A 17,361-nucleotide genomic window follows, 5' to 3' on the forward strand; every position below is an offset into this window, starting at 1 on the left:
CATGTCGAACTACGGGCCGCCGCCCGGGGATCCCGGTCAGCAGCAGCCGTATGGTCCGCCGCCCCCGCCGAACGACCCGTACGCGGCACCTCCCACGTCGCCGTACGGCCCGGGTGCTCCCCAGCAGCCGCCGACGTACGGTCCGGGCGCGGCCGGCTACGGGCCACCCCCGCCGAGCGACCCGTACGGGCAGCCCCAGCAGCAGCCGGACCCCTACAACCAGCCGGGGTACGGGCAGCCGCAGCAGCCCCAGCCCGGCTACGGCCAGCCCCAGCAGCAGTCGCCGTACGGGCAGCCGCAGTACGACCCGACCCAGCAGTACCCGGGCCGGCCGATGTCGGGTCCGCCGATGTCCGGGCCGCCCATGTCGGGTCCGCCGGTGACGGGCATGCCGCAGCAGGGCTGGAGCGACCCGCAGCCGTGGACGCAGGCCCCGCCGCCGAAGAAGAGCAAGACCGGCCTGATCGTCGGGATCATCGTGGTCGCGTTCGTGCTCCTGCTGGCCTGTGGCGGCGGCGCGTACTTCGTGATCAACAAGGACAAGAAGACCCCGACGCCGCCGACCCCGACGCCGAGCAGTTCTCCGACCCCGTCGCCGACGCCCTCGCCGACTCCGAGCGTGTCGAAGACGCCGGACAAGACGACCGCGCTCCGCGCGATCACGCCGGGCAAGTGCATCAAGAACTCGGGCACCAACGAGAGCCCGGACATCTCGATCGTGGCCTGCGGTGCGGGCACGTACGAGGTGCTGAAGAACGTCCCCGGCCAGGCCGACGCGAAGGCGTGTGACGGCGTTCCGGGCTACACGACGAGCTACACCAGCAAGAACCCGCTGTACGAGTCGCTCAGCTTCACCCTGTGCCTGAAGACGCGCACGTCGTAGCACCGCATCGAGAAGCGGGCCCGCTCCGGTGGGCCCGCTTTTTCGTACCCCTCGAATCTTGGATTTTTGGTAGAGAGGGCTAGATCGGTCTAGCGGTAGACCAGGCCCGACAGCCGCCACGCCAGCATCCGGCGGAACCCCGGGAACAGGGCCAGCCCCCTGATCAGCAGGTTGCGCACCGGCCGGAGCGCGCGCGGCACGGTCGCGATCCGGGTCATCCGGTCGGTGAACGCCACCACCTGGGCGGCGACCGGCCGCCGACGGGCCTCGTACTCGTCCAGCACCGACTCCGGCGCCCCGCCGAGCACGGCCGCCAGCGCCTCGGCGAGCGGCACCGCGTCCTGGATGCCGGTGTTCATGCCCTGGCCGCCGGCCGGGCTGTGCACGTGCGCGGCGTCCCCGGCGAGCAGCACCCGGCCCGACCGGTAGGTGTCGGCCACCCGGTGGTGCACCCGGAACCGCGAACCCCAGGTGACCTCCTCCACGACCAGCCCGTGGGCGCGGGGGCCCCGGGTGTCGAGCAGCCGCTGCACGTAGGCCGCGTCGGGGTGTTCGGGCGCGTCGTCCACGGTGGCCACGACCCGGACCGTGCCGCCGGGCAGCGGGGCGGTGACCAGGATGCCGTCCCGGGAGAAGTAGAGCCCGGCCTCGGCGGTGGGCAGCGGGCCCCGGAGCCGCACGTCCGCGAGGGAGAACGACGCCGGGTAGCTGCCGCCGGTGAAGCCGATCCCGGCCTGCTCGCGGACCGTGCTGTGCATGCCGTCGGCGCCGACGATCCACCGCGCCCGGACCTCGGTGCCGTCGTCCAGGGTGGCCGCGCCGGTCGCCGGGTCGAGGGCGACCAGGGTGCGGGGCCGCAGCACGGTGCCGCCCAGCTCGGTGAACCGGGCGAGCAGGATCTCCTCGGTCTGGAACTGCGGAATGAACACCATCTGCGGGTACTTCGTCGGCAGGCCCCCGAACCGCACCTCCACCAGCACCGTGTCCCGGTCCCGCAGCACGAACCGGTCCGCGGCCAGCCCCGCGTCGACGAGCCGCCGGGCCACGTCCAGGTCGTCGAGGACCTCCAGGGTGCGGGAGTGCACGACGCCGGCCCGGGAGGTGTTGGCGCCCTCGGCCAGCTGGTCGATCACGGTGACGTCGACGCCGCGCTGGGCGAGGGCGGCGGCGAGGGTGAGGCCGGTGGGGCCGGCTCCGACCACGAGGACATCTGTGCTGAGCATCGGGGGCTCCCCAGTTTGGTCAACGACTGTTGACTTAGACGGTAGGCCCGCCCTCGCAGGATTGTCAACGCGCGTTGGCCTACAATCGTTGACATGACTGAAGCGACGGGCGGCCGGCGCTCCGACCGCACCCGGGCCGCGATCCTGGCCGCCGCCCGCGAACGGTTCGCGGCGGACGGCTACGAGAAGGCCACCATCCGGGCCATCGCCGCCGACGCGGGCATCGACCCGGCCATGGTGATGCGGTACTACGGCAACAAGGAGGGCCTGTTCGCGGTCGCCGCACAGCTCGACCTGCGGCTCCCCGACCTGACCGCCCTCGACCGCGCCACGATCGGCGACACCCTCGCCGGGCACCTGTTCGACCGGTGGGAGGACGACGACGCCCTGGTCGCGATGCTCCGCGCCGGGGTCAGCAACGCCGACGTCCTCGACCGGCTGCGGGAGATCTTCGCCCGGCAGGTCGGGTCCGCCGTCGCGGCCGTGTGCCCGGACGATCCGGCGACCCGGGCCGGGCTGGTCGCGACCCAGGCGCTCGGCCTGGCCCTGTGCCGGTACGTGCTGCGGCTGCCGCCCGTCGTCGGGTTCACCCGGGCGCAGGTGGTCACCTGGCTGGGGCCGACGTTCCAGCGCTACATCGTGGGGGACTAGGCGGTGGGCTGACTCCGCAGGTACCTGCCGAAGTGCGGCACCGTGAACGCCACCGTGCCGCGTTCGCCCGAGTAGATCAGGCCCTTCTTGATCAGCGCGTCGCGCGCCGGGGACAGGCTCGCCGGCTTCCGGCCCAGGCTGCGCGCGATCTCGGCCGTCGGCACCGCGTCGGAGTCCCCGAGCTCGGCCATCGTCCGCATGTACTCGCGCTCGGCGGGCGTCGCCCGGTCGTACCGGGAGCCGAAGAAGCCCACCGCCAGCTCCGCCTCCGCCTCCGGGGCGGCCACCCGCACGTCCTCGACCGTGACCGGGGTGCGCGGGGCGTGGTCCCAGACCGACTTGCCGTAGGCCTGGATGAAGTAGGGATAGCCGCCGGAGCGCTCGTACAGCTCGATCAGCGCCTTCTCCTCGAACTCCACGTCCTCCCGGCGCGCCGGCAACGTCAACGCCAGGTCGGCGGACTCGCGACCCAGCCGGTCGATGCGCATATAACGGAAGAGCCGCTCCGAATAGGACTTGCTCGCCGAGAGCACCGCCGGCAGGTGCGGCAGCCCCGCCCCGACCACGATCAGCGGCGCGCCGGTCTGGGACAGCTCGTGGCACGCCGCGCACAGGGCGGAGACGTCCGCCGCCGGCAGGTCCTGCAACTCGTCGATGAAGACCGCGATGCCGGTACCGACGTCCGTGGCCACCCCCGCCGCCGCCGTGAACAGCTCCACCAGGTCGATCTCGATGTCCCCCGAGTCGGCGCGCCCGTGGGTCGGCGGCACCTCGATCCCCGGCGACCAGCGGTCCTTGAGCTTGGTGTCCGCCGCGTTCACCTTCAGCGCGAACGCCTTCAGCACGCCGAGGAACTCGTCGATCCGGGCCGGGGACGGGTGCCGGGGCGCGAGCTCGCGGACGGCCATGTGCAGGGCGGCGGTCAACGGCCGGCGCAGCGACTGGTCCGGGCGGGCCTCCAGCTTGCCCGTGCCCCAGAGCGCGCCCATGGCCTGGCTGCGCAGGGTGTTGAGCAGGACCGTCTTGCCGACGCCGCGCAGGCCGGTGAGGATCAGGCTGCGTTCGGGGCGGCCCCGGGCGACCCGTTCGAGGACGATCTCGAAGGCGTCGAGTTCGCGGTCGCGGCCGGCGAGTTCCGGGGGGCGCTGGCCGGCGCCGGGGGCGTACGGATTCCGGATCGGCTCCATCCCCGGAGAATATCCAGCTCTCTAGCGTCGGGGGTAGAAGCCGGTAGAACCTGTCATACCCGGCGGCATTGCCGGGAGCTGTGGGGCGCACCGGGCGCAGGGCGGCTAGGGGCCTGGCGCGGCGGCATGGGGCCGGCGCGGCACGGGGCCGGTGCGGCACGGGGCCGGTGCGGCACGGGGCCGGTGCGGCACGGGGCCGGTGCGGAGGTCTGGCGCGGCACGGGGGCCGGATGCGGCACGGGGTGTCACGGCGCCCAGCCCACCGCCTCGCACCAGAACCGGGCCAGGAACGCCCCCGGCTCCTCCCCCCAGGCCCGCCATGCCTCCTGGATCTCCGCCATCTCCTCCCTGGTCGCCGACCCCTCGGTCACCATCCGCAGCGCCGACGCCGGATAGCCGAACAGGCTCGCCGTGAACTCCCCGATCCCCCGGACCTCGTCAGGCGTGCCGTGGTGCGTGGCCCGCGCGTACCCCTCGCAGCGTTCGAAGCCCGCCTCGGTCAGCAACGACCGCAGCTGCTTGCCCACGAACGGGCTGGTCCCGGCCCGCATCTCGCGCATCAGCTCGTAGGACCGCTGGAGCACGGGGCTGGTCGGGTGCAGCAGCTCCCCGTCCCAGTCGGCGTCGACCAGGCCGATCACCGCGCCGGGCCGGGCCACCCGGCGGGCCTCGCGCAGCACGGCGAGCGGGTCGGGGACGTGCTGGAGCAGCGCGCTGGCGAAGATCGCGTCGAAGCTGGCGTCGGGGAACGGCAGGTCGTGCACGTCGGCCGGGACGAGGGTGATGTCGTGGTCGCCGTCCGGCAGCCCCGGATCGCGGTCCACCCCGGTCGTGGGGCCGGGGGCCACGGCGGCGGCGAGCCAGACGGTGATCGAGCCGGGGCCGCAGCCCAGGTCGAGCAGCGCCATGCCGGGCCGCAGGTGCGGGAGGAAGAACGCGGCGTGCGAGTCGGCGGTGCGGCGGGCGAAGTTGGCCCGCCGCCGGTGCATGTGTTCCTGCGCGGTGGAGTCCATGACCCGGACATTCGCACGGTCACCGCGCGGGGGCCATCGATTTAGATCAAGGGCAGTTGACCCATTCCTCGGTACCGTCCGTGAAGGTCTGCCGCTTCCAGATCGGCAACCGCGCCTTGACCTCGTCCACCAGCCGCGCGCACGCCTCGAACGCGGCCGCCCGGTGCGCGGTGCACACGGCGGCGGCCAGGGCCACGTCGCCGATCTCCAGCGGGCCGACCCGGTGGCTGACCGCGACGGCGTACACGTTCGGGTCGGCGGCCAGTTCGGCGGCGACCTCGGCGAGGATGGCGGCGGCGGTCGGGTGCCCCTCGTACTCCAGGGACGCCACCTGCCGGCCGTGGTCGTGGTCGCGCACCACGCCCTTGAAGGTGACGACCGCCCCGGCCCGCGCGTCCGCCACGAACTTCTCGTGCGCCGCGATGTCCAGCGGCTCCGCGGTGACCTCGGTGTGGATCATGCGAACTCTCCCGGGTACAGGGGCAGCGGCGCCAGCTCGACGACCGTACCCGCCGCGCCGTGCGTCCCCGGCGGGATCACCGCGAACCCGACGGCCCGGGCGAGGCCGCGCAGCATCGAGGACCCGGCGTGCGGCAGCGCGTGGGCCAGCCCGTCCGCGTCGAGGCGGACCAGGGCCAGGTGGGTGTAGTCGCCCCGGCCCGGAATGTCGGAGCCCAGGGTGACCTTCGGCAGGTCGGCGCCCCGGCCGGACAGCCCCGCGACCAGCGGCGCGACCAGCGAGACCAGCGCCACCACCGCCGACTGCGGGTTGCCGGGCAGCCCGCCGAGGAACTTGCCCCCGGGCAGCCGGGCCAGCAGCATCGGGAACCCGGGCCGCACCCGGACCGTGTTCACCACGTACTCCGCGCCGAGCGCCTCCAGCGCCGGGTGCAGGTGGTCCACCGGCCCGTGCATCGTGCCGCCCGTGGTGCACACCAGGTCGGCGCGCGCCAGGGCCGCCTCGATCGCCTCGACGTGCGCGTCGAGGGTGTCCTTGACCGGGGGCCCGACCGGGGCGACCTCGCAGCCGTACCGGGCCAGCCACGCCGGCAGCTGCGGCCCCAGCGCGTCCCGGACCCGACCCGCGCCCGGCAGCCCCTCCGTGAGCAGCTCGTCCCCGAAGACCAGCAGCTCGGCGCGCACCGACCGGCGGACCGGCAGCGCGTGGTAGCCACAGGAGGCGGCAAGACCGACGACCCCGGGCGTCACAGGGGTACCGGCCGGCAGCAGCTCCTCGCCCCGCGCCGCCTCCTCGCCCGCGTCCCGCCAGTCCCGCATGGCCCGGGCCTGGCCACGGACCCCGTCCTGGTCGGTGCTCGAATCCTCGACCCGCACGATCGCCGCCACCCCGTCGGGCACCGAGGCCCCGGTCGCGATCTCCACGCACGTGCCGTCCTCGTCCAGCGGCGCCGGATCGTCCCCGGCGAGCACCCGGCCGACGATCCGCCACGGCTGCGGCCCGCGCCCCGCCCAACCGTCCACGCTGGAGGTCGGGAAGGCGGGCAGATCGGTCAGTGTGACCAGCGGTTCGCCCAGCGTGCGGCCATCGGCGACGGCCAGCGGCACGCTCTGGGTGGCCGGCGGGACGGCCGCCCCGGCGGCGTGGCAGGCGGCGCGCGCCTCGGCCCAGGTCAACATCAGTGGTCGCCTCCGCTCAACTGGGACACCGCGTGGGCGAGCAGCGGACCCAGCACGGCCAGGCCGTCGCGGGCGCCGCCGGTCGAGCCGGGCAGGTTCACCACCAGCGTACGACCGGCCACCCCGGCCAGGCCCCTCGACAGCGCTGCCGTCGGCACCTTCGCGTACGCCCGGATGGCCTCCGCGATCCCCGGCACCTGGTAGTCCAGCAGCGGGCGGGTCTCGTCCGGGGTCCGGTCGGTGGGGTTGATCCCCGTACCGCCGCTGGTCAGGATCACGTCGGCGTGGTCGAACACGGCCGCGCGGATCGCCTCGCCGACCGCCGCGCCGTCGGGGACCACCACGGGGACGTCCACCTCGAAGCCGAGGTCGCGCAGGCCGGCGACGAGGATCGGGCCGGAGGTGTCCTCGTAGACGCCGGCGGCGGCCCGGTTGGAGGCGACGATGACCACGGCGCGCCCGGCACTGCCCGGCGGGACCTTCGCGGGCTCCGGGGAGCCGGCCGGGCCCCCCGGCATGAAGTCCGAGAACCCGGGCCCGGGGTGCGGCTGCGGGGCGTGCCGGGCGGTGCCGGTCGGCCCGATGTGCTCCGTCGGCCCGACGTGCTCGTGCGCCCCGGCGTGGTCGTGCGACCCGGCGTGTTCGTGGGCCCCGGGGTGCTCGTGCGACCCCGCGTGCGCCGCACCGCCCTTCGAGGAGGCAGCCGGCGTGGACCGCGTCGACCAGGGCTGCTGCTCCGTCACGGCCGCACCCACTCGCCGGTCTTGCCGCCCAGCTTGCGCGTCACCCGTACCCCCTCGATGGAAGCGGCCGGATCCACGGCCTTGATCATGTCGATCAGGGCGAGCCCGGCGGCGGCCACGGCCGTCAGGGCCTCCATCTCGACCCCGGTCCGGTCGGCGGTCCGGGTCGTCACCGAGATCTCGACCCGGTCGGCGCCGGGCGTCAGGTCGACCGTGACGCCGTGCAGCGCGATCGGGTGGCAGAGCGGGATGAGGTCCGGCGTCTTCTTCGCGCCCATGATGCCGGCCAGCCTGGCCACGGCGAGCGCGTCGCCCTTGGGCAGCCCGCCCGACTGGAGCAGGCCGATCACCTCCGCCGTGGTCATGACCGTCCCGACGGCGGTGGCGCTGCGGGCCGTCACGTCCTTCGCGGAGACGTCCACCATCCGGGCGGCCCCGGCGGCGTCGACGTGCGTCAACCCTTGTTCGCTGCTCGCGCTCATGCCGCCCATTCTGCCCGTTGGTGATCGAGCGGCTAGGTTGGGCTCGTGGCTGCGCACTGGATGAGACGGGCAAACCGGGCAGGTGGCGGCGTCGCCGTCGACCTCGCGCTCTATCTGCTGTCGGCGGGGTTCGCCTGGCTCACCGCCAGCTCCAACCTCCCGGCGCACCGCCCGTGGGGGGCGATAGCCGCCATCGGGTACGCGGTCGCCGCGCTCGCCGCCCTCGTCCAACTGGTCACCCGCAACCGGGGCGGCCGGGGCGCCGTCGTCCTCGGCACCTGGGGCGCGGTCTGCCTGCTGCCCCTGGTCTTCGAGGCGGTGCAGCGCGCCGACGGGCGGCTCGACCGGGCCCAGGAGGAGGTGCTCGTCGTCGAGAACTCCGGCATCCGGATGCTGGAGACCGGCAGCCCGTTCCTGAGCCGGGCGGACATCGCGGCCCTCCCCGAACCGCTGCTGGGCTACACGCCGTACCAGCCGGCGATGGCGGTGTTCGGGCTGCCCCGGGCGGCGCTGGGCGCGCACTGGTACACCGATGCCCGGGTGTATTTCGCCCTGGCGACCGCGGTGTGCCTGTTCCTGGCGCTGCGCACCGCCACCGGGGAGGCCGCGAGGAGCGGGCGGGTGCGGGCGCTCCAGGCGGTCACCGTGCTACCGGTCGCGGCCCTGACCCTCGCCACCGGCGGCGACGACCTGCCGGTGCTCGCGCTGACCCTGCTCGGGCTCGCCTACCTGGCCCGGGGCCGGGACACCGCCACCGGCGTCGTGCTCGGCCTGGCGGCGGCCCTGAAACTCTTCGCGTGGCCGGTCGCCGCCGTCGTCCTCATCGCCCGGCTGCTCACGAGACGCTCGACGGGCGCGGGGATCGGGAAGCTCGCCGGGCCGATGATCGCGATCCCGGTACTGACCGCGCTGCCCGCGCTGATCGTCGACCCCGGGGCGTTCGTGGAGAACGTGCTGAAGTTCCCGCTGGGCCACGGCCTGGTGAAGAGTCCGGCCGCGAGCCCGCTGCCCGGGCACCTGATCACCGAGAACGTGCCCGGTGGCCGGTACATCGCCCTCGGCCTGCTCGGGCTCGCTGCCTGCGCGCTCGGCTGGTGGTTGCTCCGCCGGCCACCACGCACAGCGGCGGCCGCAGCCGCGGTGTGTGCCACCGGACTGCTGACCGCCATGCTGCTGATGCCCGCGACCCGGTTCGGCTACCTGCTGTACCCGGCCGCGTACGCCTTGTGGATCCCGTTCCTGGGCTCCCTCGGTCCTGTGAGGGAGCCCGACCCGGCCTAGACCGCGTTGTACGGGTTCTGGCTGGCGTCCCCGTAGTGCACGGTGTCGAAGTTGCCGTCGTAGTTCGCGTCGGTGGTGGTGTTCCACTGACCGTCCTCGTCGGAGTCCGTCTTCACCGAGTCGTACTTCTCGTCCAGGTTCTTGTCGTCGTAGACGGTGTCGGCCCGGCCGTTGTAGTTGTTGTCCGCCACCACGTGGTCGAACGTGCCGTCCTCGTTGGTGTCGACACCCGCGAGGTCGGTGTTCCCGTCGTGGTTGCGGTCGGCGACCTCACGGTCCTGCCAGCCGTTCCCGTTCGTGTCACCGGTGTGGGTCTCGAACTTGCCGTCGAAGTCGTTGTCGTACTCGGCCGACTCGATCAGGCCGTCGCCGTCGTGGTCGTGGCCCACGAAGTCGGTCTGACCGTCCCCGTTCTGGTCGACCAGGATGTTGTACCCACCAGAGCCGTCCGACTCGATGGTGTGGTCATCCCAGGTGCCGTCGCCGTCAGCGTCAACAGTGGTGTCGTAGCTCATGGTGAGGGTTCCTAACTAGTTGTTGGCGAAGGGGTTCGGGGACTGACCGGCGAGCGGGTTGGTCTCGGTGTCACCGTAGTGCACGGTGTCGTAGTTCCCGTCGAAGTTCGAGTCGGTCGTGGTCACGTTCGCCTGACCGTCCTGGTCGTAGTCCTTGGCGTCGAAGTCGGCGTTGCCGTCGTAGTTGCGGTCCAGCGTGCTGTGGTCCACGACGCCGTCGTAGTTGTCGTCCGCGTAGACGGCGTCGACGCGCTGGTCGTCGTTGCGGTCGAGCGAGTTGGTGTCGAAGCGGCCGTCGTGGTTGCGGTCGCCCAGCTGCTGGTCGGCGTCGCCGTCGTCGTCGCGGTCGATCGTCGCGGTGTCGAGGTCGTGGCCCGCGCCGTACTGGTGGGTGTAGCCGACCTCGTCGTTGCCGTCGCCGTCGTGGTCGGTGCCCGCGTAGTCCGCGTAGCCGTCGTGGTTGGTGTCGACGGCGGTCTCGGTGTGGCCGTCGGAGTACTCGGCGGTGATGCCGGTGTCGGCGGAACCGTCGTGGTCGAAGTCGAACTCGCTCATCTTGCTCTCCTCAGGCGGGGTGGCTGTGTGTCACCACGATACGAAAGCGGAACAAGTTTTAGCTCCCGGGTTCGTGCCACCCCCAGCAGGTACCGTTGGGGGATGCAGATCACCTGTCCGAAGTGCCACGCCGAGATGCGTCAGTACGAGCGCAGTGGCATCGTCATCGACCAGTGCACTGAGTGCCGAGGCGTGTTCCTCGACCGCGGTGAGCTGGAGAAAATCATTCAGGGCGAGGGTTCGCCGGCGGGTCGGAGCCCGCAGCCGCAGCAGTCGCACACCCCTCCGCCGCCCCCGCCGCCGGCCACCTACCCGGCCCAGCCGCACCAGCCCCAGCCCGGTTACGGCTACCCGCCGCCGCCCCCGCCGCCGCCGGTCTACGCGCAGCCCGGGTACGGACATGGGCACGTCAGCCATGGTTACCGGCACGGTGGCCACGGCCACGGCTACCGGCACGGGCGCCGCAGGAAGGGCTTCCTCGGCGAACTTTTCGACTAATCGCTACGGAGTGTGACAGAGGGGACTCCACGGGGTCCCCTCCCGCACCTGTACCGCCCCGCCGTCCGGGCCGACTGTCACCAACATGACAGGGCCGGTTCAGACAAACCGGTCACCCAGCTCGGTCCGCGCGTACAGCACCACCCGGCCGGCCCGGGCCCGCGCCACCAGACCGGCCCGGCGCAGGACCCCCAGCTGCTGGGACACCGCGCTCGGGGTCACCCCCAACCGCCGGGCCAGCTCGGTGGTGGACGCCGGCCCGTCGAGCCCCGCCAGCACCACCGCCCGGGGCCGGCCCACCAGTTCGGCCAGGGCTTCGGGCGGCCGGATGTCGGCGGTCTCCCACAGGGTGCCCACCCCGCGGGCCAGGTACATGACCGTGGGCGGCTCGTCCGGGCCCACCTGGCTGATCGTCTGGGGCACGAACAGGCCGGGTACCAGCCACAGCCCGCGCCCGGCGACGTCGACCTCGTAGTCCAGGCCGGCACCCGCGTACAGGCGCAGCTCGCCGTCGGCCCAGCTCACCCGGTGGTCCAGGTCGGTGAACACCGCGGCCGCCCCGTCCCGGGCGAGCAGCCGGGCCCGGTGCAGCATGTCGGCCTCCAGGACGCCGCGCATCCGGGGCCAGTGCGGGGCGACCGCGCGGCGCCAGTACCGGCCGAGGGATTCCGCGATCGACGCCGGGGAGCGGCGCAGCGGGTCGGGCACGGGTTCGGCGGCGTAGACGGCGCGGATGTCCGCCGCGGCCTTGGCCGGCGGGGTGTCGGCGACCCGGCCCAGCTCCTCGGACAGGTCCGGCAGGGGCGAGGTGGGGCGCGGGGTGACGAAGTCCGGCAGCCAGCCCCGCGTGGACCCGATCAGGGCGCGCAGCACGGCCACGTCGTCGGGGTCCAGCTCCGCGAGGGCGGCCCGGGTGGCCCGGATCCAGGGCAGGTGCAGCACGTACCGCTCCGGCCAGCGCAGCGCCCACAGGCTCGTCGTGGTCTCCAGCAGCGGCGAGCACGCGAACCGCATGTCCGCGAGGTCCTCGACGCCCAGCCGGTACGTGATCATTAAGCCCCATCCTAAATCTCTGCCCCGGGGCCTGCGGCTCTGGTTCGTTGGGGGCATGTCTACCGTCGTGCACCAGATCGCCCGGCCACACGGCTCGCCCACCGGGGCGGAGTTCGCGCTGGTCTCGGAGCCCACCCCGACCCCGACGCCCGGCACCGCCCTCGTCGAGAACCTCTACCTGTCCGTCGACCCGTACATGCGCCAGGTGATGGACGACGGCGACCTGCACGCCCCGATGGAGGGCCGCGCCCTCGGCCGGATCGTCGACTCGCTCGACCCCGCGCTCCCGGTCGGCGGGCTCGTCTTCCACCGGCACGGCTGGCGCACCCACGCCCTCGTGACGCCGGAGGACTCCCGGCCGCTGCCCGACCTCCCCGGCGTGCCGCTCAGCGCCCATCTGGGGGTACTCGGCGGCACCGGCCTGTCCGCCTACGTGGGTCTCGTGCGGATCGCCCAGCTGCAACCCGGCGAGACCGTGTTCATCTCGGCGGCGGCCGGCGCGGTCGGCAGCGCGGCCGGCCAGCTCGCCCGGCTGCTCGGCGCGTCCCGGATCATCGGCAGCACCGGCTCGGCCGCGAAGGCCCGGCACCTCACCGACGCCCTGGGCTTCGACGCGGCCCTCGACTACCGGGCCGGCGACCTCACCGGCCAGCTCGCGAAGGCGGCCCCCGACGGCATCGACGTGTACCTCGACAACGTCGGCGGCGACCACCTCGAAGCCGCGATCGCCTCGTTGCGGGAGCACGGCCGGATCGCCTGGTGCGGGGCGGTGGCCCAGTACAGCAGCCTCGAACCGCCGGCCGCGCCGCGCAACCTGTTCGGGGTCATGGAGAAGAGCCTGCGGCTGGAGGGGTTCCTGGTCCGCGAGCACCTGGACGCGCGCCCGGAACTGGAGGAGCTGCTCGTCCCGCACATCCAGAGTGGACGGGTGTCGGTCGACGAGACGGTGGTGGACGGCATCGACAACATGGTGTCGGCGTTCCTGGGGATGTTGCGGGGGGAGAACCTGGGGAAGATGATCGTGCGGCTGTGACCCGCCCGCACTGCTTTCGGTCGGCCCGGCCAGCGTGGGTGGGCTGCGGCGCTCGCGGCCGGGTCGCCCGGCCGGAAAGAGGTGGTGTCGGGTGGCTGGAGCCAGCCTGCTACGTCAGGAGCTGCCGACGCCCGTGAACAGGATCGTCGTCACGCCCGCGCTGATCACCGAAGCCGCGAAGCCCACCGACATCGCCTGCCAGCCCCTGGTCATCATCCGGATCGGCACGGTCAGCACCAGCCCCATCACGACGGCGGTCGCGATCACCGCCGGCTTGAGGTGGATGCCCCCGCCGGTCGACGTCCGGGAGAAGAACAGGAACCAGAGCACGAAGAGGAAGGCGGGTACCAGATACCATCCGGCCGTGGCCATCATGGCTGGTAGGACCCTGCGTTCAGCGGAGGCGGGGTCCCTGTGTCGAGGTCCGTCCCAGGTTCCGATGCCTTTGTCCACGTCCGGCATTATTCCTCATTCGGTGACCTGTATCCATCCGCCGTTCGGGCGGTTCTGCCGGCAGTTTCGACACGCCGTGAATTCCGACACGCCCGACTATCTTTCATCCACAGGCTGTGGGGATTGTTTTCGCAGCTCAGGGGCATGTGGGCAGGTTATCCACAGAAGTTGTGCACAGGCTGTCCACAGGGTTATGCACCGCCAGAGGGCACTTATCCACAGGTTATCCACAGAGTTATCCACAGGCAGATTTGGCTGTGGAGCTGCGGGTTCCTAGTGTCAGACGAATGCTTCCGGCGCGTCGGCGCCGTTCGGGGGGCTCAGCGGCGAACACTCGTGCGTAGCCGCAGGTGAGGGGGACGGCGTGGCCGTATCGGATGACGTGAAGCCCGGCAACGCACCCACAACCAACACCTACGACGGCGCGGGCTACGACCGGACGCCGCCGCAGGACGTCGCAGCCGAGCAGTGCGTTCTCGGCGGCATGCTGCTGAGCAAGGACGCCATCGCCGACGTCGTCGAGATCCTCCGCCTCCCCGACTTCTACAAGCCCGTACACGCGACGATCTTCGACACGATCCTCGACCTGTACGGCCGGGGCGAGCCCGCCGACCCGATCACCGTGGCCGCGGCGCTCACCGACGCGGGCGAGATCGGCAGGGTCGGCGGCGTGCCGTACCTGCACACGCTCGTCAACATGGTCCCCACGGCCGCGAACGCCTCCTACTACGCCCGGATCGTCGCCGAGCGCGCCATCCTCCGCCGCCTCGTCGAGGCCGGCACCCGGGTGGTCCAACTCGGGTACGGCGCGGGCGCCGGCGCCGGCCGCGACGTCGACGATGTCGTGGACCTCGCCCAGCAGGCCATCTACGACGTGACCGAGAAGCGGGTCAGCGAGGACTACTCGGTCCTCAGCGACCTGCTCCAGCCCACCCTGGACGAGATCGAGGCGATCGGCGCGGCCGGCGGCGCCATGACCGGCGTCCCGACCGGCTTCACCGACCTCGACCGGCTCCTCGGCGGCCTGCACCCCGGCCAGCTGGTGATCGTGGCCGGCCGACCCGGCCTCGGCAAGGCGCTTGCCCTGGACACCCCGCTACCCACACCGAACGGCTGGACCACGATGGGCGATGTCCAGGTGGGTGACCAGCTCATCGGGGACGACGGCCTGCCGACCACGGTCGTCGCGGCGACCGAGGTGATGCAGGGCCGCCCGTGTTACGAGGTCGAGTTCTCGGACGGCACGGTGATCGTCGCCGACGCCGAGCACCTGTGGCGTACGACCACCAGGGCCAGTCGCCGGCAGAAGTCCGAGCCCTCCGCCGGTAAGCACTGGCCCGAGGAGTCGTTGACGCGGCTCCGGAAGGCGTGCGCGGCGGTGGCCGAAGGGCCGGATGAGCTGATCAAGTTCGCCGATGCGCGCGCGGAGTTGGGCGACGAGTTCCGCAATGTCCTGCACACAGTGGGACGCCAGGTCGGGCTCGCGGGACGACTTCCGCAGGCTGTCGAGCGGGCCGGCACAGTCCGCAACTGGACGGCGCCTGCCTACTCGCGTAAGGCGTTGTACACCGCGTTGCTGGAACGGGCGGAGCGCCCGGTCAACGCGGCCAACACGGCTGTTCACGACGGGGTCTTCACGACGGCGCAGATCGCGGCGACGCTGCGGACCACGACTGCGGACCGACGTCTCAATCACGCGGTCACCAACGCCCGGCCCGTGCAGCTGCCGGACCGTGACCTCCTCATCCCCGCCTACACCCTGGGGGTGTGGCTGGGCGACGGCACGAGTGCCGGCGCCATGGTCACGACGGCGGATCCTGAGCTGGCTGCCCACGTGGCGGATGACGGGTTCGTCGTGCGTGCCACCGGTGCCCAGTACCGCTATGCGATCCGCCTGCCCGAGCTGGCCGCTGTCCCACTCCGGCTGTGCGTGGTCTGCGGCACGGAGTTCGCACCGCGCGCGACGAGCGTCAAGACGTGTGGTCGGTCATGTGGGGCCAGGTCCCGGTTCGTCTCCGCGCCGATGCCACTCCAGGAGTGCGTGACCTGTGGGGTCGTGACGGACGGGACGGCGAACGGCAGCAGGCGGTGCGCGCCATGCCACAGTCGGTTCGGATCGTTCACCGGTATGTTGCGTGAAGTCGGGGTCTTGGGCGACAAGCACATCCCCGGGCCCTACCTCCGTGCATCCGAGGCGCAGCGGCGCGCGCTGCTGGCTGGGCTCATGGACACGGACGGCACTGTCGCACCGACAGGGAACGTGCAGTACACCACCACGTCGGCGCGGCTGGCTGACGACGTCTACGAGCTGATCGTCAGCCTCGGCTACCGGTGCACGATCAACCGGAAGGCCGTCAAGGGACGCACGCCAGAGTCCTCGGTGGCATTCACCCTCAATTTCACGACTGTGGACAATGTCTTCAGGCTGGAACGTAAGCGCAGCGCGCATCGGGAACGGCGGCGGGCGGCTACCACGGTCCGCACGGACTCCCGTTTCGTTGTGGACATCCGGCCGGTGTCCAGCGTGGCGGTGCGGTGTGTGCAGGTCGACAACGACCGGCACATGTACCTGGCGAGCCGGTCGATGATCCCCACCCACAACTCGACCATCGCCATGGATTTCGCCCGGTCCGCCTCGTTGAAGCATGGTTTGTCCAGCGCGCTGTTCAGCCTCGAAATGAGCAAGATCGAGATTGTGATGCGTCTGCTGTCGGCGGAGGCCCGGGTACCCCTCCATGTCCTTCGTTCCGGGCAGTTGTCCGACGACGACTGGACGAAGCTGGCCCGCCGGATGGGCGAGATCAGCGAGGCCCCGCTGTTCGTGGACGACACGCCCAACATGACGCTGATGGAGATCCGGGCCAAGGCCCGCCGGTTGAAGCAGCGCAACGACCTCAAGCTGGTCTGCGTCGACTACCTCCAGCTGATGAGCTCGCCGAAGAAGACCGAGAGTCGGCAGCAGGAGGTCGCGGAGATCTCCCGTGGGCTCAAGCTCCTGGCCAAGGAGATCCAGTGCCCGGTGATCGCGGCGTGTCAGCTGAACCGTGGCCCCGAGCAGCGCACCGACAAGCGCCCGCAGCTCTCCGACCTGCGTGAGTCGGGCTCGATCGAGCAGGACGCCGACGTCGTGATCCTGCTGCACCGCGACGACTACTACGACAAGGAGTCCCCGCGCGCGGGCGAGGCCGACTTCATCGTGGCCAAGCACCGTAACGGGCCGACGGACACGATCACGGTGGCGGCGCAGCTGCACCTGTCCCAGTTCGTCGACATGGCGATCGTCTGACCCGACCGGCTGCCAACGTCCGGCCGCCCGAGCCCGATCACCCGACCGCGACCGCCCGACCTCTCGCGCCGCCCGACCACCGCAGGCTCCACGCTCGGCTGCGTCCGGCGGCACCAGGCTCGGGCCCGACCGCGTAGCGGCTCCGGACCCGCTCGGGTCGCCCTCCCCGTCGGGCGTTACCCACCCTGTTTGCGCACGGGTCCCGGACCTGCCGTCTGGTCTCGGCCCCACCGACTCCGCGCGGCCATCTGCCCGTCGCCGCAGATGACCGGCCCAGCCGCCCGCCCCGCGCGGCTGGGTCCCGCCCCCCGACCTGCCCGCCGGCCCGGCCATCCCACCCTGACATCGGCGGCGACCGGGGACACGGAAGCGGCGGCCCGTCCGTGAGGAGGGACCGCCGCTTCGACGTGCGGGAACTACTTGGAGACAGCCACCTTGACGGTGAACTTCGCCGTGACCTCCGGGTGCAGCTTGACCTGCACCTGGTGGTCGCCGAGCGCCTTGATGGCGCTCTTCAGCTCGACGCGACGACGGTCCAGGATCGGACCACCGGCGGCCTTGACGGCGTCGACGATCTCGGCGGCCGTGATCGAGCCGAACAGCCGGCCACCGTTGCCGGCACGGGCCGCGAGGCCGTACGTGCGGGCCTCGAGGGCGGCCTTGATCTCGTTGGCGTGGTCGAGGTCGCGGACCTCACGGGCCGCACGGGCCCGCTTGATCGTGACGACCTGCTTCTCCGCACCCTTGGTCCAGCCGATGGCGAGACCCTGGGGGAGCAGGTAGTTACGGCCGTAGCCGTCCTTGACCTCCAGGACGTCGCCGGGAGCACCGAGGTTCGAAACTTCCTGAGTCAGGATGATCTTCATG

The 17,361-nt window shown here is 72.1% G+C and carries 18 protein-coding genes; 6 read left to right on the plus strand and 12 right to left on the minus strand.

Annotation, left to right across the window (positions count from 1 at the left end; translation table 11 throughout):
- Position 1: 1 nt before the first annotated feature.
- Positions 2–883 (plus strand): LppU/SCO3897 family protein, encoded by an 882-nt coding sequence (locus PT931_RS00775; RefSeq protein WP_456243776.1) that lies wholly within the window; start codon positions 2–4, stop codon positions 881–883.
- A gap of 89 nt (positions 884–972) precedes the next feature.
- Here the strand turns inward: PT931_RS00775 and PT931_RS00780 are convergent, their stop codons facing one another.
- Positions 973–2,106: an FAD-dependent oxidoreductase gene (locus PT931_RS00780; protein ID WP_456243777.1), complete on the minus strand. Its 1,134-nt coding sequence runs from the start codon at positions 2,104–2,106 to the stop codon at positions 973–975.
- 93 nt (positions 2,107–2,199) lie between these two features.
- Between PT931_RS00780 and PT931_RS00785 the strand changes: the two genes are divergently transcribed.
- Positions 2,200–2,757: a TetR/AcrR family transcriptional regulator gene (locus PT931_RS00785; protein ID WP_456243778.1), complete on the plus strand. Its 558-nt coding sequence runs from the start codon at positions 2,200–2,202 to the stop codon at positions 2,755–2,757.
- Here the strand turns inward: PT931_RS00785 and PT931_RS00790 are convergent.
- The 6 genes from PT931_RS00790 to moaC all read right to left on the minus strand — a co-directional run bounded on the left by PT931_RS00790 (position 2,754) and on the right by moaC (position 7,820).
- Positions 2,754–3,944: an AAA family ATPase gene (locus PT931_RS00790; RefSeq protein ID WP_456243779.1), complete on the minus strand. Its 1,191-nt coding sequence runs from the start codon at positions 3,942–3,944 to the stop codon at positions 2,754–2,756. The genes PT931_RS00785 and PT931_RS00790 overlap by 4 nt on opposite strands.
- A gap of 245 nt (positions 3,945–4,189) precedes the next feature.
- Positions 4,190–4,957, minus strand: a complete 768-nt coding sequence (locus PT931_RS00795; RefSeq protein WP_456243780.1) for a methyltransferase domain-containing protein — start codon at positions 4,955–4,957, stop codon at positions 4,190–4,192.
- A 46-nt stretch (positions 4,958–5,003) separates the two neighbouring features.
- On the minus strand, positions 5,004–5,417 hold the full coding sequence (locus PT931_RS00800; protein WP_363729087.1) for a molybdenum cofactor biosynthesis protein MoaE: 414 nt from the start codon (positions 5,415–5,417) through the stop codon (positions 5,004–5,006).
- Positions 5,414–6,595 (minus strand): molybdopterin molybdotransferase MoeA, encoded by a 1,182-nt coding sequence (locus tag PT931_RS00805; protein WP_456243781.1) that lies wholly within the window; start codon positions 6,593–6,595, stop codon positions 5,414–5,416. Before PT931_RS00805 ends, PT931_RS00800 begins: the two co-directional genes overlap by 4 nt.
- Positions 6,595–7,113 carry a MogA/MoaB family molybdenum cofactor biosynthesis protein gene (locus PT931_RS00810; RefSeq protein WP_456243905.1) on the minus strand — a complete coding sequence of 173 codons (519 nt, stop codon included), beginning with the start codon at positions 7,111–7,113 and terminating at the stop codon, positions 6,595–6,597. Before PT931_RS00810 ends, PT931_RS00805 begins: the two co-directional genes overlap by 1 nt.
- Before the next feature lie 221 nt (positions 7,114–7,334).
- Positions 7,335–7,820 (minus strand): cyclic pyranopterin monophosphate synthase MoaC, encoded by a 486-nt coding sequence (gene moaC, locus PT931_RS00815; protein WP_456243782.1) that lies wholly within the window; start codon positions 7,818–7,820, stop codon positions 7,335–7,337.
- Between the two features lie 60 nt (positions 7,821–7,880).
- Between moaC and PT931_RS00820 the strand changes: the two genes are divergently transcribed.
- A complete protein-coding gene (locus PT931_RS00820; protein ID WP_456243783.1) occupies positions 7,881–9,101 on the plus strand; it encodes a glycosyltransferase family 87 protein in 1,221 nt (406 codons plus the stop codon).
- Here the strand turns inward: PT931_RS00820 and PT931_RS00825 are convergent.
- Entirely contained in the window at positions 9,098–9,616 is a 519-nt protein-coding gene (locus PT931_RS00825; protein WP_456243784.1) for a hypothetical protein, read from the minus strand. The two genes, PT931_RS00820 and PT931_RS00825, sit on opposite strands and share 4 nt — an antisense overlap.
- Before the next feature lie 15 nt (positions 9,617–9,631).
- Positions 9,632–10,171 carry a hypothetical protein gene (locus tag PT931_RS00830; protein ID WP_456243785.1) on the minus strand — a complete coding sequence of 180 codons (540 nt, stop codon included), beginning with the start codon at positions 10,169–10,171 and terminating at the stop codon, positions 9,632–9,634.
- A gap of 102 nt (positions 10,172–10,273) precedes the next feature.
- Here PT931_RS00830 and PT931_RS00835 point away from each other — a divergent pair, with 102 nt between their 5' ends.
- On the plus strand, positions 10,274–10,669 hold the full coding sequence (locus PT931_RS00835) for a TFIIB-type zinc ribbon-containing protein (protein WP_456243786.1): 396 nt from the start codon (positions 10,274–10,276) through the stop codon (positions 10,667–10,669).
- 99 nt (positions 10,670–10,768) lie between these two features.
- Here the strand turns inward: PT931_RS00835 and PT931_RS00840 are convergent, their stop codons facing one another.
- The gene (locus PT931_RS00840; RefSeq protein WP_456243787.1) at positions 10,769–11,722 is read right to left on the minus strand and encodes a helix-turn-helix domain-containing protein; all 954 of its coding nucleotides are present in this window, start codon (positions 11,720–11,722) and stop codon (positions 10,769–10,771) included.
- A gap of 55 nt (positions 11,723–11,777) precedes the next feature.
- Here PT931_RS00840 and PT931_RS00845 point away from each other — a divergent pair, with 55 nt between their 5' ends.
- Complete coding sequence (locus PT931_RS00845) at positions 11,778–12,755, plus strand: NADP-dependent oxidoreductase (RefSeq protein WP_456243788.1); 978 nt, start codon at positions 11,778–11,780, stop codon at positions 12,753–12,755.
- Between the two features lie 114 nt (positions 12,756–12,869).
- Here the strand turns inward: PT931_RS00845 and PT931_RS00850 are convergent, their stop codons facing one another.
- Entirely contained in the window at positions 12,870–13,127 is a 258-nt protein-coding gene (locus PT931_RS00850; RefSeq protein ID WP_456243789.1) for a hypothetical protein, read from the minus strand.
- Between the two features lie 463 nt (positions 13,128–13,590).
- Here PT931_RS00850 and dnaB point away from each other — a divergent pair, with 463 nt between their 5' ends.
- Positions 13,591–16,494: a replicative DNA helicase gene (gene dnaB / locus PT931_RS00855; RefSeq protein ID WP_456243906.1), complete on the plus strand. Its 2,904-nt coding sequence runs from the start codon at positions 13,591–13,593 to the stop codon at positions 16,492–16,494.
- A 416-nt stretch (positions 16,495–16,910) separates the two neighbouring features.
- On the opposite strand, the gene rplI is transcribed toward dnaB, so the two are convergent.
- Entirely contained in the window at positions 16,911–17,360 is a 450-nt protein-coding gene (gene rplI, locus PT931_RS00860; RefSeq protein ID WP_456243790.1) for a 50S ribosomal protein L9, read from the minus strand.
- Between the last annotated feature and the right edge of the window lies 1 nt (position 17,361).

The sequence above is a fragment of the Longispora urticae genome (assembly GCF_053902585.1).